A 26,662-nucleotide genomic window follows, 5' to 3' on the forward strand; every position below is an offset into this window, starting at 1 on the left:
TCGGGAGGGAGGTGGGGGAGTGGTATGTCCCGGTTCGTGTGATGAGTGGGTGGCGATGCGGTCCACCCTTGGAATCCTGGCCGCGCTCGCGCTCCGGCCTGCGGATGGGTGGGGGGCGGCAGGCCCGGAGCGGGGGTGTTGCGCTCGTCACCTCGGGCGGGCGGGACGTCGCCCTCCGGGTGCGTAGGCGGCCTTGAGTGCGCGGCTCTGAGTGCGCCGCCCTGAGTACGTCGCATGAGTACGCGCACTCATGCGGCGGGCCGGTCCCGCCTCCATGCTGGGCCCATGAACCAGGCCCAGTGGAAGCCCGCGGACTACCGCCGCCGCACCGAGCGCGTCGGCACGGTCGTCGTGGCCCTGGCCGGGGCCGCCATGGCGGCGGTGGCGGTCCTCGCGGTGCTGATGTTCCTGCTGTTCGTCTGGGCCTGAGGGGCGTCCACGGAGAGGGTGGCGGAGCAGTGGAGTTCGTGGTCGGCGACATGGCGATCAGCACGGCGGGGAGCGACGGGGACGACCGGGTGATCGAGTTCCTCGTGACCTCCGGAGGCTCCGCGGAGACCGGATGCTTCGCGATCTACCGCGAGTACGGGCAGGGCTGGGAGGATGCCCGCCTCTCCCTCGACCCGCAGTCGGGCAGCGTCCCCGTGGCGGCGGTGGAATGGGCGATCGAGTTCGCCCGCGAGTACCTCTGAGCCGACGCGCCGCCGCGCGCCGCCGGGTGCGGATCCGGTCGCACCGGGCGGGGACCGTCGCGCCCCACGCCGACGAGGGCGTCCGTGACGGCCTGCGCCAACACGTGCGGGCCTTCTCGCCGTTCCCGCCCGGCTCGTGCGCGTGCGCAACCGCGCCCCCTCGCCGCCCTGTCGGTGGTGGACCGGAGGGCGGCCGGGCCACCCGCTCGGTGGACGATGCCCCGAACGGGTGGCGCGGCAGGCGCTTTGACCGACACGCCGCACCGAGCCCTCGTGGAGGATCGATTCGCCTCCTCCTGGCCCTTCTAAGGTCGTGCCGACATGCCCCCTTCGGAAGGAATCACCCCGTTATGAAACTCCGTAACGCCGTCGGTGCGACCGTGGCGGCCTGCGCGCTGGCCCTCTCGATGTCCGGGTCGGCCGTGGCCGCCCAGGGCCACTTCCACTACAAGTACGTCGACGACATGGGCCGTGAGCAGCACGTCACCCTGCACGACCCGCACAGCGGCAAGTGCTTCAACCTGTACGCCGTCGGCGACGACGACGCACTGCCCGGCTACGGCCCGCACAACGAGACGGACTCCGTGGTGACGCTCTACCTCGACGTCAACTGCGAGGGCGCCGAGTGGCGGCTGCGGCCGCACGGCAAGCCCGCCCGGGACGACCTCGAAGTGCGCTCGGTGCGCTTCGACTTCCCCGGCTAGAGGCGTACGGGCGGCCGTACGCGCGGCCGTACGGGCGGCCACGCCGTCAGGCCTCGATGATCACCAAAGGGATCTCCCGGGGCCTGGCGGCCGCCTGGTAGTCGTCGTAGAGCGGCCACCGGGCCGTCATGACCTCCCAGTACGTCTCCCGCTCCAGGGAGGTCGCCGTACGCGCCGTGGCCGGGAAGGCCGCGGCCCCCACCTGGAGGCGGACCTCGGGGTGGGCGGTGAGGTTCCGGTACCAGGCGGGGTGGTCGGGCGCGCCGTAGGCGGCGGCCAGTACGAGGTACCGGTCCGCGTCCTGGCCGTAGATCAGCGGGGTGCGGACCGTGCGACCGGTGGCGCGGTCCAGGGTGGTCAGCAGCAAGGTGGGGACCCCGTGCCAGAGGTGCCCGTCGGCGCCCGCGGTGGTCACGTACGCGCGGACGTGGTCGAGGTGCGGGCCGGGACGCGGGTCCGTGGGGTGGTCCCAGTCGACGTCGAGTGCGTGCATTTGCCTGTCCTTAGGGTTTTGGCCCCCGGACGGCTAACGAGCATTCACCGATCCTGGATGCGGTCGGTCTGTCGGTCCGTCGGTCCGCGCGGCCCCTGCGCATCGCTTTCCGCGGCCGGACGAGGCTCGTGGCGCGCGAGGACCGCTCCGGCCCGGGCTCCCGGGGGCCGGGCCGGAGCGGGCAGCAGCATCCGCGCGCGAGCCGGGCTATGGCAGGAAGCGCTCGATGACCTGCGGACCCTCCTTCGCGATCAGCTGGCGGGCCTTCTCAAGCCGCTCCGGAGTCGGCTCCTGGCCTTGCACCATCACGAGGTCCTCGGGGTCGTACGGCCGTTCCCCGCCGGTGAAGAGCCGGTCCGACCGCGTGGGCTGCTGGTCCGATTCACTGTCCATGCGTACCTCCTCCATGGCTTCCTGGCCCCCATCCTCCGGCGGCGGCCCCATGAACGCACGTCGGCCGGGGATCCACGGCCACGAAGACGCCACGGCGCCCCCGGTGCTCAGGTGCCGAGGGCCAGCGCCGCCGTCATGGCGACTATCGCGCCGCACATGCTCAGGTTGACGGCCTTGTGCTCCCAGAACACCGCCACGAACTCGCGGATCGTGGCACTGGGCCAGAAGTACTTCGCGGTCGGCGAGCCCACGACCTGCCCGTTCACCCCCGCCTTGCGGGCCATCAGCGCGGCCCGGAAGGCGTGGAAGTTGTTGGTGACGATCACGCACCGGTAGCCCGGGTCCGCCTCCGCCATGATCGCGTGGCTGAAGGAGAGGTTCTCCTCCGTCGTGCACGAGCGGTCCTCCAGCCGTACGTGCTCCTGCGGTACCCCCGCCGCGATGAGCCAGTCGGCCATCGCCCGCGCCTCCGGCAGCCTCTCGTCGTCGCCCTTCCCGCCCGACGCGAGCAGCACCGGCGCCGGACCGCCCCGGGCGAGCTGGGCCTCGTAGATCCGCTGTGCCTTGCGCAGCCGCGAGGCCAGCAGCGGCGGCACCCGCTCCCCGCCGATCAGGCCGGCGCCGAGCACCACCACGTAATCGACGCTGCCCCGGACCCTGATCCGCGCGTACAGGAAGGCGTAGACGAGGAAGCAGACGAAGACGAAGGACACGTACGCCACCAGCAGCACCAGCCCCGCGACGAGCGAGTCGAGGAGGCGCGAGTCGCGGTCGGCCACCACGAGGACCAGCGTGACCAGGCCGAAGATGCCCGTCCCGGCGGCGAGGGACAGCAGGTTGGCCGGACTGCGGCCCTCCTTGCGGACCATGGTCACGCCGTTGACGATCAGGAAGATGCCGAGCGCGAGGATGCCGAGGGCGGGAACGGCGAAGACGAGCAGCAGGGCGACGGCCGCCGTCCAGCCCGGCAGGGCCCCCACTTGAAGCAGCAGGGCGAACGACAGGGCGACCAAGGTCATGCCGAGCAGTACGGCGTTGCGGAAGCGGCGGAGGTCTTGTCGGGCACTGGTGCAGAAGGCGAGGAAGAGCAGGGCTGCGAGGGCGAAGGCGACCATCCGGCCATCGTAGGTGCCGCGCCCGGGCCGGGATGCGGCGTACCGGGCGCCCGCAGGAGGTCTGCGGGCGCCCGTGCGAAGGTCTGCGGGCGCCCGTGCGGAGGTCTAGAAGAAGGTGCGGACGTAGTCGCTGACCGTGCCGTCGGCCTCCACCACCGGGATCAGCGGCCACTTCTCGAAGATCGTGCAGGGGTGGGACATGCCGAGCGCCACCCAGTCACCGACCTGGAGAGCGTCCGCCGCATCGGTCTCCAGCCAGGTGTGCTGGTCGGACAGCTTGACCACGCGGACGCCGGTCGCCGGGCGTTCGGTGCCGTCGAGCGGGTCGCGGACCAGTTCCGGTTCGGGGAGGCCGAGGTCGTAGGCCATGTCCCGCTTGCCCGCGTTGACGAAGGCCTGGGTGGGCGAGGGGCGGGAGACCACCTGGGCCCAGAGCCGGAAGGCGGGGCGCAGGCCGCCCTCCTGCGGGATCCGGTTGAAGGGGGTGAGGCGGGTGTACCAGCCGTGGTCGTGCGAGACGTACGCGCCCGAGCGCAGCAGCTTCAGGACGGGCCGGGAGAGCTCCGGGATCTCGGCGAAGACCTCCGCCACGGCATCGAACCAGGCGGAGCCGCCGGCGCTGACGATGATCTCGTCCAGCTCCGGGGAGAACCGCCCGGCCCGGTCGAACTCGGCGGCGAGGCCGGTGAGGCGGCGCAGGTACGCCGCCACGCGCTCCGGGCCGGCGTCCGGGACCTCGGCCTCGTAACCGGCGATGCCGACGAGGCGCAGGGTGGCGGTGGAAGCCACGGCGTCGGCGACGGCGCGGCAGCCCTCGTCGGTGCGGGCCCCCGTACGGGCGCCCTCGCCGGCGCCGAGCTCGACCACGACGTCGACGGGGCGGCCGGGAGCGCCCTGGAGGGCGCGGTCCATCAGCCGTACTCCGCGCACGGAGTCGACGTAGCAGACGAAGCGGAAACCGGGGTCGGCCGCGAGTTCGGCGGCGACCCAGCGCAGGGCGGCGGCGTCGACCAGTTCGTTGGCGAGGAAGATCCGCTGGATGCCGAAGGCGCGGTAGACGCGGGCCTGGTGGGGGACGGCGGCGGTGATGCCCCAGGCGCCGTGGTCCAGCTGGCGTTGGAAGAGCTGGGGGGACATGCAGGTCTTGCCGTGGGGAGCGAAGGCGAGGCCGTGGCGGGCGGCGTAGGTGCCGAGGGCGGTGAGGTTGTGCTCCAGCGCGTCCGCGTCGAGGGTCAGGACGGGGGTGGTGAACCCGCCGTCGAAGAGGTCCCGCCGCTGGGCGGCGAGCCCGCCGACGGTGAGGCCCTGCACCTCGGCGTCCGGGGGGAGTCCCTTGAACCGGTGGTCGACCGGCTCGTCGGAGAGGGCCTTGAGGGGGTCGCTGGCCATGCGGGTGTCTCCCGGGGGGTGCGTCGCGCTGGGTGCAACGGGCGTTGTGTGCCGCTGCGTGCTGTCTAACACCCCTGATGACGGCGGGTCAACGCCGGGCGGTTGCGGTCCCCGCCCACCGCGTCGCGTACCCCGCGCCACCCGCCCGTCCGACTCCGCACACGGCGGCCTTCCTCCGGGACCCCCGGGCCCCGCCGCCCGCACCACCGCGCCCTCGCCGTCCTCGGCCGGGCGCGCGGGAGGGCGCCCCCCTGGCGGTGGGGCGCCCCGTACGGCTGGCCCTGACGGCTGTCGGACGGCCGTCACGCGGACCGCCGGTCGACCCGTCAGGCGCAGTACTGCGCTTCCTTGCCGATCGACCGGTACATGCAGTCCGCGTTCTCCAGCAGCTGGAGCACGGCGTCGCGGTTGCGGCTCGTCTCGCGCTCGATCACCTCGTCGGGCGGGTAGAAGCCGCCGCCGGCCGAGCTCTCCGGATACATCTCGAAGGTGTACCCGAAGATCTTCTGGCTGCCCCACAGCCAGTCGTCGATGGAGCCGTCCGTGATGTAGAGGTCACTGGACTGCTCGGCCGTGTAGCCGTTGCTCGCCGCCATCTTCTGGCCGACCGCCTTGAAGGCGCCCAGGTCGTCCGTGGTGAGGCCGGGAGCCGTGTCATTGTAGGTGTAGCCGAAGGGCCACAGGATCAACTCGCTGTACGTGTGGAAGTCGATGGCGGCCTTGATCTGCTGCTTGCCGCCGACCACCCGGCTGCGTACGAAGTCGGAGACGGCCTTCACCTCGGGCGCCGACTCTGCGGCCGCTCCCCGGTAGGTATCCGAGCTCTTGCTGCCGGAGGAGCCGCCGCAGCAGCCCCACTTGTAGTTCCAGTTGCGGTTCTCGTCGGTGCCGACGTAGGAGGAGCCGGCGTTGGGCTGCCGGTTCTTGCGCCAGGAGCGGTAGGAGCCGGTGGCGATGTCGTACTCGCCGCCGTCCGGGTTGAGGTCCGGGATGATCCAGATCTCGCGCCCGTTGACCATGTTGGTGACGCGGGAGTCGGAGCCGTAGTCCTCGCCGAACTCGCGCAGCAGGTACAGCGCCATCTCGACGGTCAGGTGCTCGCGGGCGTGCTGGTGGTGGGTGAAGAGGACCTCGGGCTCGGCCTCGTCCGTGGCGACGTTGTCGCTGATCTTGATGGCGATCAGGTCGCGGCCCTGGTAGGACTTCCCGATCACCTTCTTGCTCATGATGTTCGGGTACTGCGCGATGCGCTGGTTGATCTCCGCGTTCATCTCGGCGTAGTTGTGGTACTTCGAGTCGGCGGAGGGGAAGTCCATCGCGCCCGAGGCGATCCCGGGCTCCGAGCGGTCCGGCGGTCCCGGCAGGGCGGTCAGCCGGTAGCCGAGCGCGCGCAGGTCCTTCGCCTGCATGGTGTCGGCGCTGACCACGACGGTGTGGTCGTCGACCTCGTCGATCGACACGCCCGTACGGAGCAGCGCGGTGCGGTCGGCGGCGGTGGCCGGGCCGTGGATCCGGTACTGGACGATGGCCTCGTCCTGGGTAGCGGTGGAGGGGGCGGGTGGTGGTGAGGCGGTGGCGCTCATGCCGTAGGCGGGTGCGCCGAGTGCGAGCGCCAGGAGGGCCGCCGTGACGGCGGCCCTTCGGCGCGTGTGGATGAGCCGCATGCGTGCTCCTGGGTGGGAGTGTGGGGGTAGCCGTGCGGACGCGCACAGCGTGCTCTTGTGGCATGTCCAGGTCAAGACCTGGAACCGGCCACCCCCACACCTACCGCCTACGGCAGGCCGTGGACCTTCGGACCCACCGCGTTGGACCAGGCGTGACCCGCTTTGGCGTCCCAGTTGGTCGACCAGGTCATCGCACCGCGCAGGCCCGGATAGGTCTTCGACGGCTTGAAGGAACCGCAGTTCGTGCCCCGGGTCAGGCAGTCCAGGGCGTTGTTGACGACGGCCGGCGATACGTAGCCGCTGCCCGCGCCGCTCGGCGAGGCCGGGACGCCGATGCCCACCTGGGAGGGGGCGAGCCCGCCCTCCAACTGGATGCAGGCGAGCGCGGTGAGGAAGTCCACCGAGCCCTGGGAGTACACCTTGCCGTCGCAGCCGTTCATCGAGCCGCTGTTGTAGTACTGCATGTTGACGACGGTGAGGATGTCCTTGATGTTGAGCGCTGTCTTGAAGTAGCCGCCCGAGGTCGACTGCATGTCGATCGTCTGCGGAGCCATGGTGATGACGAGCGAGGGGCCGGCCTTCTGCGACAGGGAGCGCAGTGCCTGGGTCATGTAGGTGGGGTTGAGGCCGTTCTCCAGGTCGATGTCGATACCGGTGAAGCCGTACTCCCGCATCAGTGCCCAGGCCGAGCCGGCCAGGTTCTCCGCCGAGGCGGAGTCGTTGACCGTGATGGTGCCCTTCTCGCCGCCGATGGAGAGGATGACGGACTTGCCGGCGGCCTTCTTCGCCGCGATGTCCGCCTTGAACTGGGCCACGGTGTAGCCGCCGAGGCCCGCCGAGTCGAGGTTGAAGGTGATGGCGCCCGGGGTGGCCGTGGCGTCGGCGAAGGAGACGGCGATGATGTCGTACTGCGCGGAGACGTCGGAGAGCCTCTGGACGGTCGCGCCGTTGTCGAAGTTCTGCCAGTAGCCGGTCACCGCGTGCCTGGGGACGGCCGGGTTCGGCTGCGGATCGCCGCCCCCGGTCGTGGTGCCGGTCACCGGCGCGGACTTGGGGCCCTCGCCCGCCGCGTTGTACGCGCTCACCTGGAAGGCGTACGAGGTGGCGGCGGCGAGCCCGGTGATCTGGGCCCCGGCGCCGGTGACGGTCCGGACGCGGACGCCGTCCTGGTACACGTGGTAGCCCGTGGCCCCGCCGACCGTGTTCCACGAAAGGGTGAGCGCGTTCGCGCTCTGGCCGGAAACGGCGGTTCCGGCGGGCGCGCCGGGGAGGCCGGGGCCGGGGTCGGTGCCGCCGCCCCCGTCCGGACCGAAGACGCTGAACTCGTCCACGAAGTAGGCGCTCTGGCCGTACCAGCCGTGCGTGTAGACGGTGACCTGGGTGGTGTTCGCGCCGGTGGAGAAGGTGGTGGAGAGCTTCTGCCAGCCGCTGCCCGAGCCGGGGGTCCAGGTGGACACGTCCTGCGTGCCGGTCCCGGTCGCGCCGAGGTAGACGTAACTGCCCTGCACCTGCGTGCTCAGCGTGTACGTCGAATTCGGCTTGACCGTGACGGTCTGGCTGCAGCGCGCGTTGTCCTGGCCCGCCGGGGTGGCCCTGAGGGCGCCGGCTCCGGAGTGCACGGGGGAGGAGACGGCCGCGCCGGTGGCGCCGGAGCAGGACCAGCCGGCGAGGCCCGACTCGAAGCCTCCGTTGCGGGCGACGTTGACGTCCGCGGCCCGGGCGGTCCCGGTGGCGAGGGCGGTCAGGCCGCCCGCGGTGAGGGTGGCGGCGCCGAGCAGGGCGAGGGAGCGTATGCGGTTCACGGGGGCTCCGGTGGGGGGAAGGTGTGGGAGGGGGCAAGTGGGGTGCCCCACCGCCAAGTTGGTCCAGACCAATCCCGGTGTCAAGGTTCTGTGCGATGTGGCTTGAAACGACCGGACTGCCGATCCCTGTTGTCCGGGTTTCCGGGCACCTGTGACATGTGCTCCGGGCATGGGAATCACCAAGGCCCTGCCCTGCCAGGGGGTACGCGGATATGGTGCTGGGGCAAGGGGGAAGTGCGTCGATCGTTTGCGGTCGCGCAGTGCGCGCGCGTATGCGGCGGGCACGGGGCGATCGCCGAACGGGCGGGCGAGGAGCGGGCGTCGAACCGGCGTCAGCCGGCGAGGGGCTGACGAGAAGCCGGCCGCGCGTCGGCGTCGAGCCGGCCACGAGCGGGCGTCGAGCCGGCGTCCGCGCACCGGACGAGCGCATGACGTCCACAGGGGGCACCGCCCCGCACGAGCCGGGGAGTACGGGGTCAACGGGTGAACGGGGGGATTCGCGTGCCGACCGCCATCGCTGTCACCAGCGCCGATCTGGTACTTCCGGCCCCGGACCGGCACACGCCCGGCGCCGCCGTGCTGCCTCCGCCCGAGCACCTCGGCCTGGAGGGCGCGCTCGCCGCCACCAGCGCCCTGCTGGAGGGCCACGGCCACCTCGTGGCCGTCGTACCGCCCTGGCTGCCCGTCGCCACGGTCCGGCGGCTGCACACCGTACGGGCCATCCTCGAAACCGATCGGATGGCGATCCTCGACATCGATCTGCCGCCGCTGGGCACCGCGCTGCTGGTCCGTCAGCTGCGCCAGCTCAGCGCCTGCGACTTCAGCCCCGGAATCATCGCCTCGGCGGCCCGGCTGCTGTCCCACTACATCTACGCGGGCGCGCTGCTCGGCTCGGTCGCCAAGCTCGACCGGGTCCCGGTCGGGCTCAAGGCGCACGCCCGGTCCTGGTCGCCGAACGCGCAGTTCGCCGTCCTCGCCCACCCGACGCCGCACCTGGCCCGGCTGGGCGCCCCGGGCGCCGCGCCCGCCGCCCAGGGGAGCGCGGGGCCCGCGGCCGGTGCCCGCCGCGGCGGCGCCCGCCCGGGCGCGGTCCTGCCGCCCGGGCCCGAGTTCGCCACACACCTCACCTTCGCCCGCGGCCAGCTCGCCTCCGACTGGGTCGCGGCCGAACTCGCCCCCGCCTGGCAGGTGCAGGGCGTGATGGAGAACCCGCTGCCCGCCGCCTCGCCCGGCTGGTGGGCCACCCCGAAGCTCGTGGAGTTCGCCGCCGGCATCCCCGACCTCTCCGTCCTCTACCAGCTGGTCGCCTCGGTCCGCCGCGAGGAGTGCCGCTGGTGCGGCCTGGAACTCATCGGCGACCGCTGCGGCTTCTGCGCCGCCCCGCTGACGGCCCCGCCGCTGCCGCCACCGGCCGCCGCGCGGGGCGCGTCGGCCGCGGCCGCCCGCTCAAGACCCTGACGGACCCGAACGCACGCATGAACGAACGAAGAATGGCGAGGTAGTACGGCCCATGAACTCACGCCAGCGCCGCGGCGTCATTCTGCTGCTCCTGTCGGTCCTGTGCGCCCTCGGGGCCTTCGCCGGCGTCCTCGTGGTGATCGGCGACGTCAATTCCAAGGTCGGCGCCGAGGTGGTCGCGTACCGGGCCAAGGGCGACATCGCGCCGTACAGCGCCCTGACGGCCGGACAGTTCGAGGAAGTCACCATCCCGAAGCGCTGGCTGTCGCAGACCGCCGTCACCGACCTCGGCGCGCTCAAGGACAAGATCGCCCTCACCACCCTGAAGAAGGGCTCCCTGCTCCAGACGGACATGTTCGTCGACAAACCCCAGCTCCAGCCCGGAGAGCAGGAGATCGCCATCATGATCGACGCCGCGACCGGAGTCGCCGGCAAGATCACCTCCGGTGCCAAGGTCAACATCCTCGCCACCTTCAAGGGCGCCAAGGACACCGATCCGTCCCGCTCGGTGATCATCGTCGCCAACGCCCGTGTCCTGGGCGTCGGCAAACTCACCCCCATCGACAAGGACAGCGACCGCAAGGGCCCGGCCGAGGCCGTCCCGATCACCTTCGCCCTGAACACCAAGGACACCCAGCGCGTCGCCTACGCCGAGTCCTTCGCGGAACACGTACGCCTCGCCCTGGTCGCCCCCGGCACCGACTCGGCGCCCAGCCCGGGTGACCGCACGTACACCCTCGACGGGGACAAGTGAGGCCCGGATGAGCACCCGAATCCTCCCCGCGGCAGGCGACCCGGACGCCGCCCGCACCATCTCCACCCTCCTCAGCCAGCTCCCGGCCGCCGAACCGGCCGCGCCCGTCCCCGACTCCACCACCCTGCTCGACACCCTCGGGCGGCTCGCCGCCGAGTCCATCGACGAACTGCCCGAAGTGGTCCTGGTCCACGAGCGGATCGGCCCGGTGCCCGCCCTGGAGCTGATCCGGGAGGTGGCCCTGCGCTTCCCGGCGGTGGGCGTCGTGCTCGTCTCCTCCGACGCCGGACCGGCGCTCTTCTCCGCCGCCATGGACGCGGGCGCGCGGGGACTGGCCGGCCTCCCGCTGGCCTACGAGGAGCTCGTCGCCCGCGTCCAGGCCGCCGCCCAGTGGGCCGTGGGCGTGCGCCGCCACCTGGGCCGGGGACCCGACCTGCTCGCCGGGCCCGGCGGCCGGGTGGTCACCGTCACCGGGGCCAAGGGCGGAGTCGGCACCACCTTCACCGCGGTGCAGTTCGCGCTGGCCGCGGCCGCCTCGGGACGGCGTACCGCACTGGTCGACCTGGACCTGCAGGCGGGCGACGTCGGCTCGTACCTCGACGTGCGGTTCCGGCGCTCCATCGCCGACCTCGCCGGGATCCAGGACATCTCGCCGCGCGTCCTCCAGGACGCCGTCTACGACGACCGCACGGGCCTCGCCCTGCTCCTCGCTCCGGCCGACGGAGAGCGGGGCGAGGAGGTCGACGACCGGGCCGCCCGGCACGTCATCAGCGCCCTGCGCGCCCGCTACGAGCTGGTCGTCATCGACTGCGGCACCCAGATGACCGGCGCGAACGCGGCCGCCGTGGAGACGGCGGACGTGGCGGTCCTGGTCACCACCCCGGACGTGGTCGCCGTACGGGCGGCGAAGCGGATGGTACGGATGTGGGAGCGGCTCCAGGTGCGCAAGGCGCAGGACACCGCGCTGGTCGTCAACCGCTGGAGCAAGCACACGGAGATCCACCCCGGCCTGATCGAGAAGATCACCAAGACCCGCGCCACCCGGACCCCCGTCCCGGCCGCGTTCAAGGAACTCCAGGCGGTCGTGGACGCGGGCCGCGTCCAGGACCTCGACAACCGCTCCACCGTGAAACAGGCCCTGTGGACGCTGGCGGGCGAACTGGGCCTGCTCTCCGCCCCCGACACCCCGGCGGCACCCGCCGTCCCGGGCGCCCCGGCCTCCCTGGCCGGCAGGGGCGCCGCCCTGGCGGTCCGCGCGTCCGGGCCGGTGGCCCGGCTCCGCCGCGGCCGGGAGGGCTGACGGATGCCCGCGCGGAGAGGCCCCGGAGCCGAACGCGGCGGCGGACGTGCTGTCGGGCGCGGTGGCGGCGGACGTGCTGTCGGGCGCGGTGGCGGCGGACGTGCTGTCGGGCGCGGTGGCGGCGGACGTGCTGTCGGGCGCGGCGGCCGTGACCGCGGCCAGGTGGCCGTCGAGTTCGTCGGCACCGTCCCGCTGATCCTGCTGCTCGTGGCGGCGGTCTGGGAGTGCGTCCTGATCGGCTACGCCTTCTCCCTGGCGGGCAACGCGGCGGACGAGGCGGCGCGGGCCGGGGCGGTCCACGGGGACGGCGCCTGCGGCGCGGCGGCGCGGGAGCACATCTCCCCGGCCTGGAACCTCCGCGTGGACTGCGGGCCCGCGGGGGACATCTACAAGGCCGAGGTCGAGCTCAGCATCCCCGTGCTCCACCCCTCGCTCAACTTCGGCTCGATCGACGGCACGGGCGGCGCGGCGATGGAGAGGGAGGCGGAGTGACATGAACAGGCGTGCGCGCTCCGACCGGGGACAAGTGGCCCTGGAGTACATCGGCTTCGTGCCGATCCTGCTGTTCGTCGCGCTCTGCGGGATCCAGCTCGGCTGGGTCGCGTACGTCCACGCGCAGGCCGACACGGCCGCCCGTACCGCCGCGCGCGTCGAGGCCCGCAAGGGCTCGGGCGGGGAGGCGGCGGGCGCCGGCGCCGTCCGGTCGGGCCTCGACGCCGAGGTGGCGGTGTCCGCGACGGACGGCGCGGTCACCGCCGTCGTGAGGATCCGGATCAACTCCATCGTGCCGGGGCTCGACATCCCGGACGCCGAAGCCACCGCCGTCATGCCCGACGACGACCCGGAGGGACCCTCACGATGAGCCTGCGTTCCCGGGTCAGCACCCCCGACGACCGCCACAGCCCCCGCGAGGACGGCCGCCTGGTCTCCGCGTACCGCGCGAAGCTGCTGGAGGAGATCGACCTCGCCGAGATGTCCGCGCTCGCGCCCGCCGAGCGCCGCGCCCGGCTGGAGCGCGTACTGGGGCACATCATCAGCCGCGAGGGACCGGTCCTGTCCACCGTCGAGCGCGCGCAGCTGATCCGCCGCGTCGTGGACGAAGCCCTCGGCCTGGGCGTGCTCGAACCGCTCCTCGAAGACGCCTCCATCTCCGAGATCATGGTCAACGGGCCCGACCAGATCTTCGTGGAACGCGGCGGCCGGGTCGAACAGCTTCCCTTGCGCTTCGCCTCGCACGAGCAGCTGATGCAGACCATCGAGCGGATCGTCTCCACCGTCAACCGCCGCGTGGACGAGGCGAACCCCATGGTCGACGCCCGCCTGCCCAGCGGCGAGCGCGTCAACGTCATCATCCCGCCGCTGTCCCTGACCGGCGCCACGCTCACGATCCGCCGCTTCCCGCGCGCCTACACCCTGCACGAGATGATCGCGCTCGGCTCCCTGGACGAGCAGATGCTCCTGCTCCTCTCCGGCCTGATCCAGGCGAAGATGAACGTGATCGTCTCCGGCGCGACGGGCACCGGCAAGACCACCCTCCTCAACGCCCTCTCCGGCCTGATCCCGGAGGGCGAGCGCATCATCACCATCGAGGACTCGGCGGAACTCCAGCTCCAGCAGGCGCACGTCATCCGCCTGGAATCCCGCCCGGCGAACGTGGAGGGCAAGGGCCGCATCACCATCCGCGACCTCGTACGCAACTCCCTGCGCATGCGCCCCGACCGCATCATCGTCGGCGAGGTCCGGGGCGGCGAGACCCTCGACATGCTCCAGGCGATGTCCACCGGCCACGACGGCTCCCTGGCCACCGTCCACGCCAACAGCGCCGAGGACGCCCTGATGCGCCTGCAGACCCTCGCGTCCATGTCCGAGGTGGAAGTCCCCTTCGAAGCCCTCCAGGACCAGATCAACAGCGCCGTCAACGTCGTCGTCCAGCTCACCCGCTTCGGTGACGGCTCGCGCCGCATCACCGAGATCGCCATCCTCGACTCCCACGGCCGCGAGCCCTTCCGCATCACGACCGTCTGCCGCTACGTCGCCCAGCCCATGGGGCCGGACTCGCGCGTCCACGGCTACTTCGAGTACCACCCGCTGCCGCGCCGCATCGCGGACCGCCTCTACATGAACAACCAGCCGATCCCGCAGGCTTTCGGAGTCGCCCCGCCGGACGACCCCCTCGCCACCCGCATCACCCGGACCGCCCTGTGAACCCTCTGGTACTCCTCACCCTCGCCGCCACGCTGCTGGCCTGCCTGCTCGTGGTCCTCGGCGTACACGCCTACGCGGCGGGCCGCGCCCAGCGCGCGGCCCTCATCGACCGCCTCTCGGCGAGCGGAGCGCCGGAGCCGGCGGGCCGCCGGCGCCGCTTCCGGGGGGTGGACCGGCGGCTGAGGAAGACCGGGCTGGGCCGCCGCATCGAACTCAAACTGGCGACCACCGGCCTGGACCTGACCCCGGGCGAGTTCTTCGTCTACATGCTGATGTCCGTGGCCGGGACCTGGCTGCTCGCGTCGAGCTTCCTCGCCCCCTTCTTCGGGCCGGTGGCGGGCGCGACGGGCATCTGGGCGGCCGACGCCTTCCTCAACTGGCAGCGCACCAGGCGCACCGAACGGTTCATCAACCAGCTCCCCGACCTGGCCCGGATCCTCGCCAACGCGACCCAGGCGGGCCTGGCCCTGCGGACGGCCATCGGCATGGCGGCCGAGGAACTGGAGGCCCCGGCCGGCGAGGAACTGGGCCGCGTCGCGGACCGCCTCGCCGTCGGCCACTCCATCGAGGAGTCCCTGGGCGAGCTCACCGAACGCCTCCCCTCACGGGAGCTGGTCGTCCTCGTCTCGACCCTCGTCCTGTCCGCGCGCGCGGGCGGCGCGATCGTGGACAGCCTGCGCAACCTGACGGTGACCCTGGAGCAGCGCAAGGAGACCCGCCGCGAGATCCGCACGCAGCTGTCCCAGGTGACGGTGACGGCGTACCTCGTCCCCGCCATCGGGCTCGGCTCGCTGCTGCTGGTCGACGCGATGATGCCCGGCGCGCTGGACCGTATGACGGGAGCCTTCATCGGCCAGACGGCGGTGCTGGTCTCGCTCGGCCTCTTCGCGCTCGGCTTCGTCCTCATCCGCCGCCTGTCCAAGATCGACGTATGAGGGGCCGCCGGTCATGATCGCTCTGTTCCTCGCCGCGGCCCTGGCCGTATCGGTCTTCGGCGCCTTCCACGGCCTGCGCCTCTACCGGGCCGACGTCAAACTCCCGACCGACCTCGCGCTCGCGCTGGAAGTCGGAGCCACCCGTACGACGGCGGTCGGCTCCGTCGTGGACCGCCTCGGCATCCGCTGGGCGCCGCTGGTCCTGCGCCTGATGGGTCCGAACCAGGTCGCACGCAAACGCCGCCAGATCGACATGGCCGGCAACCCGGCCGGCCTGACCATCGACCGGTACGCGGCGCGGCGGGCGGTGTACGGCCTGCTGGGCGCGCTCGGCGCCTTCTCGATGCTGATCAACGGGCAGCTCGTACCGGCCCTGCTCATGGTCGCCTTCGGCCTGTTCTGGATCGAAGTCGGCCTGTGGTCGGCGATCCGCGTCCGCCGCGACCACATCGAGCGCACCCTGCCCGACTTCCTGGACGTGCTGGCGGTGGTCGTCAGCGCGGGCCTCGGCTTCCGGCAGGCGCTGGACCGGGTGGCGGGCAAGTACGAGGGGCCGTGGGCCGACGAGATCCGCATCACGCTCCAGCAGATGGACATGGGGGTCAGCCGCCGGCAGGCCTTCGACCAACTGCGGCGCCGCAACGACTCCGAGCAGGTCGCCCAGTTCGTGACCGCCCTCCAGCAGGGCGAGGAACTCGGCTCCCCGATCGTCGAGACCCTCATCGCGATCGCCGAGGACATGCGGCGTACGGACGCCCAGAACGCCCGGCGCCGGGCCGCGCGGGCCGTCCCGAAGGCCACCTTCGCCGTCACCATGTTCATGCTGCCCGGGACGCTGATCCTGCTCGTGTGCGGCTTCGTCTACGGCACGAACGTGGATTTCGGCGCGATGCTGGGGGGCGGGTGAGCCATGGCCGCGTCGTCGGGTTCCGCCGCGTTCCCGTTCACCGGGCGGGGGCGTGCGTCCGTACGCCCGGCCGAGGCCTCGGTTCCCTTGCGGACCTCCCTTCCGGTGACGCCGTCGCCCTCGTCCTCGCTGGCGCTGAAGGGGGACGGGCTTCGGGTGAACGCCGTCCAGGCCCTGTGCCGCCAGGTCTGCGCGTTCCGGCTGGTGCTGATCGCCCTCGGCGCACCGCTGGCGCTGGGCCGAGCCGCTCCCGGAGCGCCGGCGTACCTCCTCGGCGGCGCCGCCCTGCTCGCCCTCACGCTGTCGTACGGCCTCTTCCGCCACTGGGAGCGCTGGGGACCGCTGCTGCTGCGCCACCGGTGGCTCCTGGCGGTGGACCTGGCCCTCAGCACCCTCCTCCTGGCGGCCGCCCCGCCCGGGTCGCCCCTCGGCCTCGTCTCCCTCTGCACGCCGCTGCTGGCCGGCCTGGCCCACGGCCGGGGGGGCGCGGCGCTCTGCGCGGCCGCGCAGGCGGTCGCGGCGGCGGCCCTCGCGGAGGGGCCGGCCCTGCCGCTCCTGTGCGTCCTGGCTGGAGCGGCCGGAGCGGCGGGAGTCTGCGTGCGCGACCTCCTCTTCCGCTTCGGCGCGGCGAGCCGGACCCTGGCCGAGACGCGGACCCGGCTCGCCGTGACGGAGGCGGTCGGCGAGGAACGGGCCCGCCTGGCCCGGGAGATGCACGACTCGGTGGCCAAGAGCCTCCACGGCCTGGCCCTGGCGGCCGAAGCCCTGTCCCGCACGACGACCGACCCGTCGGCCGTACGACGCCAGGCCGACCTGATCGCCGACGCGGCGCGCTGCGCGGCGGCGGAATCCCGCGACCTCCTGACGGACCTGCGCCGTGACCCGTACCCCCCGAAGGCTCCGGGCGTTTGGACCGGTCCGGGGGCTCCGGGGGGCCGCGCATCGCTCGCACCGGCACTGGGGGCCCTGTGCTCGGCCGCCGGTACGGAGTTCCGCGTGTCCGGAGGCATCCCGGTCCTCCCGGCCGAGGTGGCACACCACCTCGTCTGCGTGGCCTCGGAGGCGCTGGAGAACGCCCGCCGCCATGCGGACGCGGGCCGTGTCGTGGTCGAGGCGGCCGTCGACGGCACCGGCCCGACCCTGACCCTGACCCTGACTGTCGAGGACGACGGGCACGGCCTGCCGGCCGGCGGGCCCGACGTGACCGCGCTCCGACGCACGGGCCGCTTCGGGCTGATCGGCATGACGGAACGCGCCGCCGCGATCGGGGCCCGTATCGACATCGGCCCCCGCCCGGCCGGCGGTGGGACCCGCGTACGCCTCGCCCTGCCCCTGGCGGCCATCGCTTCGGAGAGGGGGGCGTGATGCCGCTCAGCGTCCTGATAGCCGACGACAACCCGGTCGTACGAGCCGGCCTGGCCGCGCTCCTGACCGCCGCCGAGGGCATCGAGGTGGCGGCGGTGGCGGCCGACGGCCGCGAGGCCCTCCACCTCACCCGTCTCCACACCCCGGACGTGATCCTGCTGGACGTCCGCATGCCGGGCGTGGACGGCATCTCGGCCCTCCCGCACCTGGTGCGGCTGGCGCCCGTACTGATACTGACGTACAGCCAGGAAGCGGACATCGTACGGGAGGCCCTGCTGCTGGGCGCGGGCGGCTACCTCGTCCACGGCGAGTTCACGGCCGACGACCTGCTCCGCGCGGTCCGCGACGTCCGCGAGGGCCGGCCCCACTTCACCCCGACGGCGGCGAGCGCACTCCTCGCGGAACTACGGGCCTCTTCGCATCCGCAACGAACTGTGGCACAGTCTTCGGAGCGGATGCACAACTCGGTTGACTTCGGACTCAGTTCGCGCGAGGTGGAGATCATGGATCTGATCGCGTCCGGGATGAGCAACCAGCAGATCGCCGCGGCGTGCTTCATCAGCGAGAAGACGGTCAAGAACCACATCAACCGCATCTTCGCGAAGCTCCGGAGCACCACCCGCAGCGAGGCGATAGCCCGCTGGCTGGGAACCGCCCGTCCAGGAGTGACCGGTCATGGATAGACACCGCGCGCGGTGGGTCCGTAATTGGGCCCCGGGACCCTTGGTAACCACCGGTGACACCCCGTACTCTCCGCAGACCAACAGCGGCACCGGCCCGGGAGGGGACCCCCATGTCACACAACACGCTGCTGAAGGCCGCCGTGGAGACGAAGATTCGAGTGAGCGGCTGGGCGGATACCGCCATGACGCGGATGCGCAAGCGGTACGACGGCATGGACCGAGGTCAGACGGCCTTCGAATACCTCGGGATCATCCTGGTGGTCATCGTGATCGTCGGGGCGATCGTCGGCTCGGGAGTCGGCACGGAGATCACCACCAGGATCAAGCAGGCGGTCAAGGACATCAAAGCCGGCTAGTGGCCAGGTGCGGAGAGTGTGCGGGCGATCGAGGGCAGGCGTTCCCCATCTATGTTGTGGTGGTGGCAGGCATGCTCTTCGCCGCGCTCGCATTTTTCGCCGTCGGCCAGGCTTCCGTCACCCGCAGCAATGCGCAGGGGGCAGCTGACGCGGCGGCGTTGGCGGCTGCCCGGGAGGCGCGCGATCACCTGGCTCCGGGACTCGTCCTTGCTGATCTCCAGATCAAGGGCTGGGAGGACGTCCTTGACGGCAAGCTCTTCGACATGACGGGGGCTTGTGGGGAGGCGAGGGCTTTCGCTGAGAGGAATGACGCCACCGCGACGTGTACGCGGCCCTCGGCGCTGACCTTCGCGGTCACGGTGGAGACGAATGACACCGTGGGCAAGTCCGTCATCCCGGGAACGGACACCATGCACGGGACGGCTGATGCCACCGCAGTGATCGAGCCGCGTTGCCACCTGGGTCGGCCCGCCTCCCCGGGTGAGGAATCCCCGCCGCCCGAAGGCGGCACGGAAGGGCCCGCCCTCGTCGGGATCGTCTGCAAGGGAGGGAAGCAGATCTCCTTTGATCCTTCGAAGCCCGACCCCTGGCGCACATTGTCGAGAAGCCTCTTCGACGTGCGGTTGACCGACTGACAGAGAACGACCGAAGAAGGAAGCAGCGTAGATGAGCATGCGGCAGACAGCGAAGGTCCGAGGAGGATCGGCCGTTGCGGTTGCGGCGGTCTTGGCCCTCGCGTTGGCCGGGTGTGGGGGCGACGAGGGTAAGTCGACGGAATCGCAGAAGCCCTCGACGTCGCAGTCAAGCGTGGCGGGCACCCCGGCTCCGGGGCCGAGCGCGGGACAAGTTGCGGAACCGACCGAAGCCATCGCTACGGTGAATGGAGCGAGTGGCATGACTCTGTCGATCAACTCGATGCGGCGCGACCCCGGGGGTTTCCTTACCGTCAATGGGCAGATCAAGAACACGGGCAGCGAGTCGTTCGCCGGTACTTCGGCCTGGCGTGGGACCGAGCTGAAGGGAAGCGGCGAATCGGTGGCGGGGGCCACCTTGGTCGACAAGGCCGGCAAGAAGCGCTACTACGTGCTCCGGGACACGGAAGCCAGATGCCTCTGCACGACGGGCATCTCCAGCGTTGACCCTGGGCAGGTCATCCCCTTCTTCGCTCAGTTCCCCGCACCCCCCACAACCACCACGGAGGTCGACTTCAACCTCCCCACCTTCGCCACGGCCACCGTCAAAATCTCTGGGTGACCCCATGACCACACACCTCCGCGCCTCCGCAGCCACGGCCATCGTCGGTCTCGTCGTCGCCGGCGCCCACCTCATGGGCGCCGGCAGCGCCCAGGCCGATGAAGTCAGGCCTTCCGTGCCGCCCGGCGCGGAGCCGGCCGCCTCCGCGCCCGTGGCCATCGACTCCAATTCGCCCGGGCTGAAGATCCCCCAAGGCGGGACCCTCGCCCCCGCCAAGGTGCTCGACATCGCCGAAGTGGTCGAAGACCTCGGCGGGGAGCAGCGGCGGCAGGAGACCAATCAGACCGTCATGATGGCCTTGCAGTCCGAAGTGCTGTTCCCTGAGGACAGCGCCGTCTTCAACGCGCAGGCGGCCGCGCGGATACAGGCCATCGCCAACGAGATCAACCAGCAGAAGGCCACCCGGGTCCGGGTCTTCGGGTTCACCGACGACCAGGGGAGCTACGAGCACGGCAAGGAGCTGTCCAAGCAGCGCGCCGACGCCGTGCAGGCGGAGTTGGCCAAGACCGTCGTCAATCCGAGCGTCGTCTTCGACGTCCGCGGGTACAGCGAGGACTATCCGATCGCGGACAACAGCACCGAAGAGGGCCGCAAGAAGAACCGCCGGGTAGAGATCACCTTCCCGCGCAGCGACCAGTAGACACGAGCAGCGCGGCGCCGCCTCCCGCGCGCGGGTCGGCGCGGCCGGCTCCTCAGGGGCGGTCGTGGGCCTGGGTGATGAGCTCCGTCGCGACCTCCAGGGCCGCCTGGCGGGTCTCCTCCGGGTCGCCCTCCACGTGCTGGAGGAACATCATTCCGGCGTGCAGCGTGAACAGGGCGCTGACGCAGCGCACTTGGTCCTTCAGGGGCCCGTCCTCCGTGCGCAGGAGCTCCACCAGGCGGAAGAGCCGCTTCTTGACCGTCTCGCCGATGCTCAGCTCGCGCATCGTCGCCTGGTTCTCCTGCATGAAGCGGTACAGCGAAGCGCCCACCGCCATCGCCTCGCTGTAGCGGCGCAGCACCTCCCGCTTCGTCTCCAGGGTGCGCGGCTGTTCCTCCGCCCATCCGATCAGTTCGTCGATCGGCCGCGTCAGATCGTGGAAGAGGCTGATGAGGATGTCTTCCTTGGTCTTGAAGTGGTAGTACAGCGCCGCCTTCGTGACCCCGAGCCGCTCCGCGATCTCGCGCAGCGACGTCTTCTCGTACCCCTGCTCCGCGAAGAGCAGCAGTGCCACGTCCTGGATGCGCTGACGCGTGTCCCCGCGGCGCTGCTGCGGACTGCTGCTGGACATGGCTCTCCCCAAAATTACTTACTTGACGCCCGGCTAGTTACGGGTCTACCGTCCCTAGTGTAGTGAACTAGCCGGTCGGCAAGTAAGCGCCGGTACGGGGAAAGACAGTCAGCGGGGCCAGGGGAGCGGACATGGGCGAGACGGTGAAGACGGCGGACATCTCCGGGGAGGTGAAGCCGCGCAGTGTGCGGGTCGTCCTCATGGCGCTGATGATCGCCATGTTGCTGGCCATGCTCGACAACATGATCATCGGCACCGCGATGCCCACGATCGTCGGTGAGCTCGGGGGTCTCGCGCACCTCTCCTGGGTGGTCACCGCCTACACACTGGCCACCGCCGCCTCCACTCCGATCTGGGGCAAGATCGGCGACATGTACGGGCGGAAGGGCTCCTTCCTCACCTCGATCGTCATCTTCGTGATCGGCTCCGCGCTCAGCGGCATGGCCCAGGACATGGGGCAGTTGATCGGCTTCCGCGCTGTCCAGGGCCTCGGCGCCGGCGGTCTGATGGTCGGCGTCATGGCGATCATCGGGGATCTGATCCCGCCCCGCGAGCGCGGGAAGTACCAGGGCATGATGGCCGGCGTGATGGCCCTGGCCATGATCGGCGGCCCGCTCGTCGGCGGCACCATCACCGACCACTGGGGCTGGCGCTGGTCCTTCTACATCAACCTGCCGCTCGGCGCGGTCGCGCTCGCCATGGTCACCGCGGTCCTGCACCTGCCCAAGAAGGCGGAGCCGGGCCGGCGCCCGCGCATCGACTACCTGGGCGCGGCGCTGCTGACGGTCGCCATCACCTCCACCGTGCTGGTCACGACCTGGGGCGGCACCGAGTACGCCTGGGGCTCCGGGGAGATACTCGCGCTGATCGGCGTCGGGGTGCTGTCCACCGCCGCGTTCCTCTACGTCGAGACCAAGGCCGCCGAGCCGGTCATGCCGCTGCACATCTTCCGCAACCGCAACTTCACCCTCATGTCGTTGATCGGCTTCCTGGTCGGCTTCGCGATGTTCGGCGCCGTGCTCTACCTCCCGCTCTTCCAGCAGTCGGTGCAGGGCGCCTCCGCCACCAACTCGGGCCTGCTGCTCCTGCCCATGCTGCTCTCGATGATGGCCGTCTCCCTCGTCGCCGGCCGCATCACCACCAGCAGTGGCAAGTACAAGATCTTCCCGATCCTCGGCGGGGGGCTGATGGTCGTCGGCCTGTTCCTGCTCGCGACCATGGACACCGGCACCTCGCGCCTCGTCTCCGGTGTGTACATGGCCGTCCTGGGAGCCGGGCTCGGCTTCCTGATGCAGATCACGATGCTCGTCGCGCAGAACAGCGTGGACATGAAGGACATGGGCGTCGCGTCCTCCTCGGCCACCCTCTTCCGTACGCTCGGCGGCTCCTTCGGCGTGGCCCTCATGGGCTCCCTCTTCACCACGCGGGTGACGGACACCATGTCCGACCGCCTCGGCCCGCAGGCCGCCGGAGCCGCAGGCTCCGCCCAGCTGGACGCGGCGAGCCTGGCCAAGCTGCCGGAGGCCGTTCGCGAGGCCTACCAGCACGCGGTGGCCGCCGGTACGCATTCCGCCTTCCTGCTCGGTGCCGCCATCGCCGTACTGGGCTTCGCGGCCGCCTGGTTCGTCAAGGAGGTCCCGCTGCGGGGTGCGGGCCCGGCCCCGGCCGACGGGGCGAGCGGTGAGGCCGGCGACGGCGGCGGCAAGGCGGCCCGTACTCCGCGGGAGTCCGTCGCCCACTGAGTGGTCTGCCCCCATCGGCCCGGCCCCCGTCGGCCCGGCCCCCGGTGGATCCGCGAACCCACCGGGGCCGGGCCGCGCCCCTCCCGTACGGGTGAAAGCGGGCCAGGCGTCGTTCCGCCCCGCCGAAGAGCCCGTTGGACCCGGCATGAAGCGCATGCGCACCGCCGCTCTCACCCTGGCCGCCGCCGCGGCGGCCCTCGCCCCCGCCCTCGGCCAGTCCGCGACCGCCGCTGAGGGAACGGAGTACCTCCAGGACCCGTCCGGCGGCGAAAAAACCATGAAGTCGATGTGGACCAAGGACGAGATGCACAAGGTGGAAGGACAGTTCCGCTTCCACCCCGGGATCCAGTACAAGACCGTCACCCGCCCCGGCCCCCCGGGCGCCCCGGACCAGAAGCAGCAGGCCCCCGACCCCAAGACGCTGGCGTGGCAGCCCTCGTACGAGTTCGCCTGGGCCGTGTCGGACTCGACGGTGGTGAAGAAGGCGATGACCACCAAGGAGGGCGGTCACCCGATCGTCGTGCACGCCGTGCTTCGGCGCGCCGCGGACCGGGCCAAGGTGGGGGAGGTGCGCCAGGAGCTGACGGGGAAGCCGGCGACCGGACGGGCCAAGGTGGCCGGCGGCAAGCGGATCGGGTGCGACACCGGCGAGTACACGGTGGAATGGTCGCTCACGCGTTCCGGCTACGGGACGCTCACCGGCACGCTGGGCTGGGACTCCAACTGCGAGCGGCACCGTACGGCGTTCTCACCGGAGATCCCGCAGCCGTGACCCCGGCGCGGTGCTGAGGAACCGGCCGGCAGTTCCTCCACGGTCGGAACGGCGGGCCGGTGACGGCAGTGCGGTCACGGGCCGGCCCTGCGGCCGGCCGCCCCGCGCACCTTGTGAGTGCTCGGCGGGCGGCTGGACCACGGCCTCGGATCGAGTGCCGTAGCAGCCATGGCGCCGCACGGGGTGAGGTGCGGCAGAGATGGCCGGAGTGGGGGGCAAGTCCCTACGGCAGGGGCTCCGGCTGCTTCGTCAGTGCTTCTTGCTGGCCTCGCGCGCCTTGGTGGCGATCTCCTCCAGGACCAGCTTGGGGTCCACGGACGGCTCCACGGCACGGCCGATGTTGCGCTTGATGGTGTCGCTCACCGTCACCCAGGACGGGTTGTTCACCGGGTAGAGCTGGGCGCCGCGCAGCGCCGTCAGGAACTGCTCGTCCGTCTTGTCGAGGCCGCCGCCCGTCGGGTTCCGGGCTGCGGTGACGGTGGAGGGCAGCAGGTGGTAGCGCCCGGCGAAGTCCGTCAGGTTCTTGTCCTGGTAGAGGAATTCCAGGAACCGGCCGATCTCCGTGCGCTTGCCGTTCTGCTTGAACGCCATCATCCAGTCGGCCACGCCCACGGTCGGCGCGGTTTCCCCGGCGAGCGCGTCCGAGACCGGCATGGCGACCGTACCGACGCTGATGCCCTTGGCGCGTGCCTCGTGGGCGAGGGACGGGTAACCGTTGAGCATGCCGACCTCACCGCGCAGGAACGCGGCAAAGGCATCGGCGCGGTTCAGCTGCGGGGGCGCGACGGGGCCCGTCAGACCGGTGGCGACGAGGTTCTCCTTGACCCACCGCCAGGTGTGGATGTTCTGGTCCGAGGCCAGGCTGTAGTTGCCGCTGTTGTCGGCGTATCCGCCGCCGTTGCTCAGCTCCCAGATCATCGCCTCCGCGTGCGCCTCCTCAGGGCCGAGCGGCATGGCGTACGGGAATTTCACGCCCTTGTCCTTGAGCGCCTTGGCGGCGGACTTGAGCTCGGACCAGGTCTTGGGCGCATTGACGCCGGCCTTGTTGAACAGCCCCTCGTTGTAGAAGAGGAGGCGGCTGCTCGCGACGAACGGCAGACCGTAGAGGGAGTTGCCGAACGAGCCGGCCTCGGCGAGCGGCTGGAGGAAGTTGGCCTCCGTGCTGACGGACAGCAACTCGTCCGCCGGATACAGCTTCCCCTGGGCCGCGAAGTCGGAATAGGAGCCCATCAGGGCGATGTCCGGCGCCTTGCCGTCCTTGACCATGCGGGTGACCTCGCGGTCGATGTTTGCCCACGGCAGGAGCTGGACCTCGACCTTGATGCCGGGGTTGGCGACGGTGAAATCGCCGGTCACCTTGTCCCAGAAGGCCTTGGAACTGGTCGCCTCGGTGTCGCCGTATTCCGCGGCGACCACGCGCAGCGTGTCGGCGTCGCCTGCGTCGCCGTCGGAACCTCCGCATCCGGACAGAGGTATCAGCAGACCTAGTACGACCGTGGTGGCGGCCGTGCCGAACATTCTTCGTCGCACGGGTGTCTTCCCCTGTTTTCTTTTGGATCCCGTTGTTACTTATGAGTTGCTCCGGGCCGAGGTGTCCCTCCGTGGGCCCGTTGGCCGGAATTCTCTCCTGACGGGGGGCTAGTTGATTCCACTGGGGCCGCACTTGTGGTCGATGCTCCAACCGACGCTTTTGCGGCTGGTGTTTTCCGATATGCGGCCAAAGAAATGGACGCGCGTAGACCCGACGAGAAGCGGTGACATGCTGCGGGACGTGCCGAGAGGTGACCAGACACGCGGAGACATACCGAAAAGCCCGTTTCCGGTTGGGAAACGGGCTCAGGGGCCGGGGAGAGGGAGTCGGCCACCTCGTCGTCGCACCGGCCGACCGCTGGCCGGTGCGACAGGGCGACCGGACGACAGGGGCGACCGGACGACAGGGGCGGCCGGTCCGGGGCCTGGCTAGTCGGCGAACTCGCCCGCGTACGGGTCCGGCTCGCCCGTCTCCGGATTGCGGCCCTCCTGCCAGCGGCGCTGGGCCTTGCGCCAGTGCACGAAGCTGAGGTGGCCGCCGTCCCAGAAGGTGATGCTGACCGGGCTCATGTCGAACTCGTCCGAGCAGAGCAGGTGTAGGAACTCCGCCATGCCGTACGGGTACACCGCGAAGGAATCCGCGGTGTGCCGCCCGCACACCAGAACCGGCCACCGGTCCGGGTCCGGGTCGGTGGTGAGCCAGCACAGGATGTCCGACCCGCCGGTGACGCCCCAGGCGATGATCGACTCCGGGTCCACGTCGAAGGCCGACCGGCCGCCCGCCGCGATCCAGGCCTGCCGGGCGTTCTCGGTCTCCTCCGCCATCCCGGCCGGCTCCCACTGGAGCCCCGGCTTGGCCAGCGGCAGCAGGATGCTGGCCTCGCCGTTGATGGAGCCCGCGCCGAAGCGGCCCATGAACGCCACGAAGTCGGCCGGGAACCCGGTTCCCCAGGCCGCCTCGACCGCCTGCCAGTCGATGTCCTCGTCGGCGCCGTGCGTCGCCGGCATGATCTGCTCCAGCGCCTTGATCCGCGCGTTCTCCGTCATGCCGCTCCCCTGCCACCCCAGCTCAACCGCCCCAACCTACCGCCAGGGCGCCGCGTCGCCTAGCCGCGCGTGAGACGCCCCGGTACGTCCACGTCCAGGCGGGTTCCGACCCGCAGCCCCCAGCGGGCCATCGCGCCCGCCTCGGCTTCCAGTACGTGCCGGGAGCGGAGCCGCGGCAGCCCGAGCCGTCCGGGCGCCATCGTGGTCAGGGCGATCACGACCAGCTCGCGGTCCAGGTGCGCCACGTCGATCGCGAACCGCATCCGGAAGGTGTGCACGCTGGACGCCGGGGTGAGCAGCATGGCCCCGTCGATGCCGTCCCGGCCGAGCAGCCCGCGGGTCCGGGCCCGGTAGGAGGCGGCGATCTCCAGCGGGACCTCCAGCGGGACCTCCAGCGGGATCCCCCGCATCGGCTGCGGTCCGGTCCCGGGCGGAGCCGCCGCCGGATGCCCGCTGACCCTCAGGGTGGCCTCGCCGTCCTGCCAGTGCGCCATGGCCGCCACCTTAGGGGGTCCGCCCCGCGCCCCCGGGGGGCGTCAAGCCGGTGCTTCCGCCGGGCGTCACTCTTGGGTGGTACGGCCCGGGGTACGGGCCGCGGGCACCTTCCCGGGCTTCCTCTACCGGCCACTCCGCGGCCCCGCCCTGGTACCGCGCGGCCCGCCGCCCCCCCCACCGGGGATCCCCGCGGCCCGCGCGGCCACCGGCGCTTTCACCGGAATGCTGCCGCCCGGCTGCGGAGCGTAATCCCGGCGCGGCAATGCACGCAGCACGCTTTACGAAGGGTTATGGTGGAACCCCCCCCTCGGGCCGGTCCGTATCCCCCCCACGGAC

29 protein-coding genes are annotated in these 26,662 nt (G+C 71.4%); 19 read left to right on the forward strand and 10 right to left on the reverse strand.

What is annotated here, in order from left to right:
* Window positions 1–285: 285 nt before the first annotated feature.
* The 3 genes from ACWDX7_RS01700 (at window position 286) to ACWDX7_RS01710 (ending at window position 1,396) form a co-directional block, all read left to right on the forward strand.
* Window positions 286–429 carry a hypothetical protein gene (locus ACWDX7_RS01700; protein ID WP_451490240.1) on the forward strand — a complete coding sequence of 48 codons (144 nt, stop codon included), beginning with the start codon at window positions 286–288 and terminating at the stop codon, window positions 427–429.
* A 29-nt stretch (window positions 430–458) separates the two neighbouring features.
* Window positions 459–692, forward strand: a complete 234-nt coding sequence (locus ACWDX7_RS01705) for a hypothetical protein (protein WP_451490241.1) — start codon at window positions 459–461, stop codon at window positions 690–692.
* A 350-nt stretch (window positions 693–1,042) separates the two neighbouring features.
* A complete protein-coding gene (locus ACWDX7_RS01710; protein WP_451490242.1) occupies window positions 1,043–1,396 on the forward strand; it encodes a hypothetical protein in 354 nt (117 codons plus the stop codon).
* Between the two features lie 46 nt (window positions 1,397–1,442).
* Here the strand turns inward: ACWDX7_RS01710 and ACWDX7_RS01715 are convergent, their stop codons facing one another.
* The 6 genes from ACWDX7_RS01715 to ACWDX7_RS01740 form a co-directional block, all read right to left on the reverse strand.
* On the reverse strand, window positions 1,443–1,889 hold the full coding sequence (locus ACWDX7_RS01715) for a nitroreductase family deazaflavin-dependent oxidoreductase (RefSeq protein ID WP_451490243.1): 447 nt from the start codon (window positions 1,887–1,889) through the stop codon (window positions 1,443–1,445).
* Between the two features lie 207 nt (window positions 1,890–2,096).
* The gene (locus ACWDX7_RS01720) at window positions 2,097–2,282 is read right to left on the reverse strand and encodes a hypothetical protein (RefSeq protein ID WP_451490244.1); all 186 of its coding nucleotides are present in this window, start codon (window positions 2,280–2,282) and stop codon (window positions 2,097–2,099) included.
* A gap of 107 nt (window positions 2,283–2,389) precedes the next feature.
* Window positions 2,390–3,397 carry a YdcF family protein gene (locus ACWDX7_RS01725; protein ID WP_451490245.1) on the reverse strand — a complete coding sequence of 336 codons (1,008 nt, stop codon included), beginning with the start codon at window positions 3,395–3,397 and terminating at the stop codon, window positions 2,390–2,392.
* 105 nt (window positions 3,398–3,502) lie between these two features.
* Entirely contained in the window at window positions 3,503–4,786 is a 1,284-nt protein-coding gene (locus ACWDX7_RS01730) for an amino acid deaminase (protein WP_451490246.1), read from the reverse strand.
* A 326-nt stretch (window positions 4,787–5,112) separates the two neighbouring features.
* Complete coding sequence (locus tag ACWDX7_RS01735; RefSeq protein WP_451490247.1) at window positions 5,113–6,450, reverse strand: M14 family metallopeptidase; 1,338 nt, start codon at window positions 6,448–6,450, stop codon at window positions 5,113–5,115.
* 107 nt (window positions 6,451–6,557) lie between these two features.
* Complete coding sequence (locus tag ACWDX7_RS01740) at window positions 6,558–8,252, reverse strand: chitinase (RefSeq protein WP_451490248.1); 1,695 nt, start codon at window positions 8,250–8,252, stop codon at window positions 6,558–6,560.
* A gap of 501 nt (window positions 8,253–8,753) precedes the next feature.
* On the opposite strand from ACWDX7_RS01740, the gene ACWDX7_RS01745 reads away from it, so the two are divergent.
* From ACWDX7_RS01745 to ACWDX7_RS01810, 14 genes are all read left to right on the forward strand, one after another.
* On the forward strand, window positions 8,754–9,710 hold the full coding sequence (locus ACWDX7_RS01745; RefSeq protein WP_451490249.1) for a hypothetical protein: 957 nt from the start codon (window positions 8,754–8,756) through the stop codon (window positions 9,708–9,710).
* Between the two features lie 52 nt (window positions 9,711–9,762).
* Window positions 9,763–10,464: a Flp pilus assembly protein CpaB gene (gene cpaB, locus ACWDX7_RS01750; protein ID WP_451490250.1), complete on the forward strand. Its 702-nt coding sequence runs from the start codon at window positions 9,763–9,765 to the stop codon at window positions 10,462–10,464.
* A 7-nt stretch (window positions 10,465–10,471) separates the two neighbouring features.
* Window positions 10,472–11,764, forward strand: a complete 1,293-nt coding sequence (locus ACWDX7_RS01755; RefSeq protein ID WP_451490251.1) for an AAA family ATPase — start codon at window positions 10,472–10,474, stop codon at window positions 11,762–11,764.
* Between the two features lie 162 nt (window positions 11,765–11,926).
* Window positions 11,927–12,256 carry a TadE/TadG family type IV pilus assembly protein gene (locus ACWDX7_RS01760; protein WP_451490252.1) on the forward strand — a complete coding sequence of 110 codons (330 nt, stop codon included), beginning with the start codon at window positions 11,927–11,929 and terminating at the stop codon, window positions 12,254–12,256.
* Window position 12,257: 1 nt separating this feature from the next.
* A complete protein-coding gene (locus ACWDX7_RS01765; protein ID WP_451490253.1) occupies window positions 12,258–12,626 on the forward strand; it encodes a TadE/TadG family type IV pilus assembly protein in 369 nt (122 codons plus the stop codon).
* Window positions 12,623–13,969 carry a CpaF family protein gene (locus tag ACWDX7_RS01770; protein ID WP_451490254.1) on the forward strand — a complete coding sequence of 449 codons (1,347 nt, stop codon included), beginning with the start codon at window positions 12,623–12,625 and terminating at the stop codon, window positions 13,967–13,969. The genes ACWDX7_RS01765 and ACWDX7_RS01770 overlap by 4 nt, the downstream gene beginning before the upstream one ends.
* Window positions 13,966–14,904, forward strand: a complete 939-nt coding sequence (locus ACWDX7_RS01775) for a type II secretion system F family protein (protein ID WP_451490255.1) — start codon at window positions 13,966–13,968, stop codon at window positions 14,902–14,904. Before ACWDX7_RS01770 ends, ACWDX7_RS01775 begins: the two co-directional genes overlap by 4 nt.
* A gap of 13 nt (window positions 14,905–14,917) precedes the next feature.
* Window positions 14,918–15,811: a DUF5936 domain-containing protein gene (locus ACWDX7_RS01780; RefSeq protein WP_451490256.1), complete on the forward strand. Its 894-nt coding sequence runs from the start codon at window positions 14,918–14,920 to the stop codon at window positions 15,809–15,811.
* A gap of 156 nt (window positions 15,812–15,967) precedes the next feature.
* On the forward strand, window positions 15,968–17,176 hold the full coding sequence (locus ACWDX7_RS01785; protein WP_451490257.1) for a sensor histidine kinase: 1,209 nt from the start codon (window positions 15,968–15,970) through the stop codon (window positions 17,174–17,176).
* Window positions 17,176–17,859 carry a response regulator gene (locus ACWDX7_RS01790; protein ID WP_451490258.1) on the forward strand — a complete coding sequence of 228 codons (684 nt, stop codon included), beginning with the start codon at window positions 17,176–17,178 and terminating at the stop codon, window positions 17,857–17,859. The genes ACWDX7_RS01785 and ACWDX7_RS01790 overlap by 1 nt, the downstream gene beginning before the upstream one ends.
* A gap of 110 nt (window positions 17,860–17,969) precedes the next feature.
* Entirely contained in the window at window positions 17,970–18,215 is a 246-nt protein-coding gene (locus ACWDX7_RS01795; protein ID WP_451490259.1) for a hypothetical protein, read from the forward strand.
* The gene (locus tag ACWDX7_RS01800; RefSeq protein ID WP_451490260.1) at window positions 18,215–18,850 is read left to right on the forward strand and encodes a pilus assembly protein TadG-related protein; all 636 of its coding nucleotides are present in this window, start codon (window positions 18,215–18,217) and stop codon (window positions 18,848–18,850) included. The genes ACWDX7_RS01795 and ACWDX7_RS01800 overlap by 1 nt, the downstream gene beginning before the upstream one ends.
* A 259-nt stretch (window positions 18,851–19,109) precedes the next feature.
* Window positions 19,110–19,469, forward strand: a complete 360-nt coding sequence (locus ACWDX7_RS01805) for a hypothetical protein (RefSeq protein ID WP_451490261.1) — start codon at window positions 19,110–19,112, stop codon at window positions 19,467–19,469.
* Window positions 19,470–19,473: 4 nt separating this feature from the next.
* Window positions 19,474–20,109, forward strand: coding sequence for an OmpA family protein (locus ACWDX7_RS01810; RefSeq protein ID WP_451490262.1), 636 nt, complete (start codon window positions 19,474–19,476; stop codon window positions 20,107–20,109).
* 52 nt (window positions 20,110–20,161) lie between these two features.
* On the opposite strand, the gene ACWDX7_RS01815 is transcribed toward ACWDX7_RS01810, so the two are convergent.
* A complete protein-coding gene (locus tag ACWDX7_RS01815) occupies window positions 20,162–20,740 on the reverse strand; it encodes a TetR/AcrR family transcriptional regulator (protein WP_451490263.1) in 579 nt (192 codons plus the stop codon).
* Between the two features lie 131 nt (window positions 20,741–20,871).
* Here ACWDX7_RS01815 and ACWDX7_RS01820 point away from each other — a divergent pair, with 131 nt between their 5' ends.
* Together ACWDX7_RS01820 and ACWDX7_RS01825 are read left to right on the forward strand one after the other, a co-directional pair.
* Entirely contained in the window at window positions 20,872–22,482 is a 1,611-nt protein-coding gene (locus ACWDX7_RS01820) for an MDR family MFS transporter (RefSeq protein WP_451490264.1), read from the forward strand.
* A gap of 145 nt (window positions 22,483–22,627) precedes the next feature.
* A complete protein-coding gene (locus ACWDX7_RS01825; protein ID WP_451490265.1) occupies window positions 22,628–23,254 on the forward strand; it encodes a hypothetical protein in 627 nt (208 codons plus the stop codon).
* A gap of 249 nt (window positions 23,255–23,503) precedes the next feature.
* Here ACWDX7_RS01825 and ACWDX7_RS01830 read toward each other — a convergent pair whose 3' ends face one another.
* The 3 genes from ACWDX7_RS01830 to ACWDX7_RS01840 form a co-directional block, all read right to left on the reverse strand.
* A complete protein-coding gene (locus ACWDX7_RS01830) occupies window positions 23,504–24,784 on the reverse strand; it encodes an ABC transporter substrate-binding protein (protein ID WP_451490266.1) in 1,281 nt (426 codons plus the stop codon).
* 429 nt (window positions 24,785–25,213) lie between these two features.
* Entirely contained in the window at window positions 25,214–25,831 is a 618-nt protein-coding gene (locus ACWDX7_RS01835) for an SMI1/KNR4 family protein (RefSeq protein ID WP_451490267.1), read from the reverse strand.
* A 59-nt stretch (window positions 25,832–25,890) separates the two neighbouring features.
* Window positions 25,891–26,325: a DUF192 domain-containing protein gene (locus ACWDX7_RS01840; RefSeq protein ID WP_451490268.1), complete on the reverse strand. Its 435-nt coding sequence runs from the start codon at window positions 26,323–26,325 to the stop codon at window positions 25,891–25,893.
* Window positions 26,326–26,662: the final 337 nt, after the last annotated feature.

It is taken from the genome of Streptomyces sp. NPDC003034 (genome assembly GCF_053591375.1).

Coding starts and splice junctions, on each gene's coding strand:
- ACWDX7_RS01835 (WP_451490267.1), bottom strand. CDS start 25,831: ATGACGGAGAACGCGCGGATCAAGGCGCTGGAGCAGATCATGCCGGCG.
- ACWDX7_RS01735 (WP_451490247.1), bottom strand. CDS start 6,450: ATGCGGCTCATCCACACGCGCCGAAGGGCCGCCGTCACGGCGGCCCTC.
- ACWDX7_RS01780 (WP_451490256.1), top strand. CDS start 14,918: ATGATCGCTCTGTTCCTCGCCGCGGCCCTGGCCGTATCGGTCTTCGGC.
- ACWDX7_RS01805 (WP_451490261.1), top strand. CDS start 19,110: ATGACTCTGTCGATCAACTCGATGCGGCGCGACCCCGGGGGTTTCCTT.
- ACWDX7_RS01710 (WP_451490242.1), top strand. CDS start 1,043: ATGAAACTCCGTAACGCCGTCGGTGCGACCGTGGCGGCCTGCGCGCTG.
- ACWDX7_RS01725 (WP_451490245.1), bottom strand. CDS start 3,397: ATGGTCGCCTTCGCCCTCGCAGCCCTGCTCTTCCTCGCCTTCTGCACC.
- ACWDX7_RS01755 (WP_451490251.1), top strand. CDS start 10,472: ATGAGCACCCGAATCCTCCCCGCGGCAGGCGACCCGGACGCCGCCCGC.
- ACWDX7_RS01765 (WP_451490253.1), top strand. CDS start 12,258: ATGAACAGGCGTGCGCGCTCCGACCGGGGACAAGTGGCCCTGGAGTAC.
- ACWDX7_RS01715 (WP_451490243.1), bottom strand. CDS start 1,889: ATGCACGCACTCGACGTCGACTGGGACCACCCCACGGACCCGCGTCCC.
- ACWDX7_RS01810 (WP_451490262.1), top strand. CDS start 19,474: ATGACCACACACCTCCGCGCCTCCGCAGCCACGGCCATCGTCGGTCTC.
- ACWDX7_RS01840 (WP_451490268.1), bottom strand. CDS start 26,325: ATGGCGCACTGGCAGGACGGCGAGGCCACCCTGAGGGTCAGCGGGCAT.
- ACWDX7_RS01790 (WP_451490258.1), top strand. CDS start 17,176: ATGCCGCTCAGCGTCCTGATAGCCGACGACAACCCGGTCGTACGAGCC.
- ACWDX7_RS01820 (WP_451490264.1), top strand. CDS start 20,872: ATGGGCGAGACGGTGAAGACGGCGGACATCTCCGGGGAGGTGAAGCCG.
- ACWDX7_RS01730 (WP_451490246.1), bottom strand. CDS start 4,786: ATGGCCAGCGACCCCCTCAAGGCCCTCTCCGACGAGCCGGTCGACCAC.
- ACWDX7_RS01720 (WP_451490244.1), bottom strand. CDS start 2,282: ATGGACAGTGAATCGGACCAGCAGCCCACGCGGTCGGACCGGCTCTTC.
- ACWDX7_RS01770 (WP_451490254.1), top strand. CDS start 12,623: ATGAGCCTGCGTTCCCGGGTCAGCACCCCCGACGACCGCCACAGCCCC.
- cpaB (WP_451490250.1), top strand. CDS start 9,763: ATGAACTCACGCCAGCGCCGCGGCGTCATTCTGCTGCTCCTGTCGGTC.
- ACWDX7_RS01700 (WP_451490240.1), top strand. CDS start 286: ATGAACCAGGCCCAGTGGAAGCCCGCGGACTACCGCCGCCGCACCGAG.
- ACWDX7_RS01795 (WP_451490259.1), top strand. CDS start 17,970: ATGTCACACAACACGCTGCTGAAGGCCGCCGTGGAGACGAAGATTCGA.
- ACWDX7_RS01815 (WP_451490263.1), bottom strand. CDS start 20,740: ATGTCCAGCAGCAGTCCGCAGCAGCGCCGCGGGGACACGCGTCAGCGC.
- ACWDX7_RS01825 (WP_451490265.1), top strand. CDS start 22,628: ATGAAGCGCATGCGCACCGCCGCTCTCACCCTGGCCGCCGCCGCGGCG.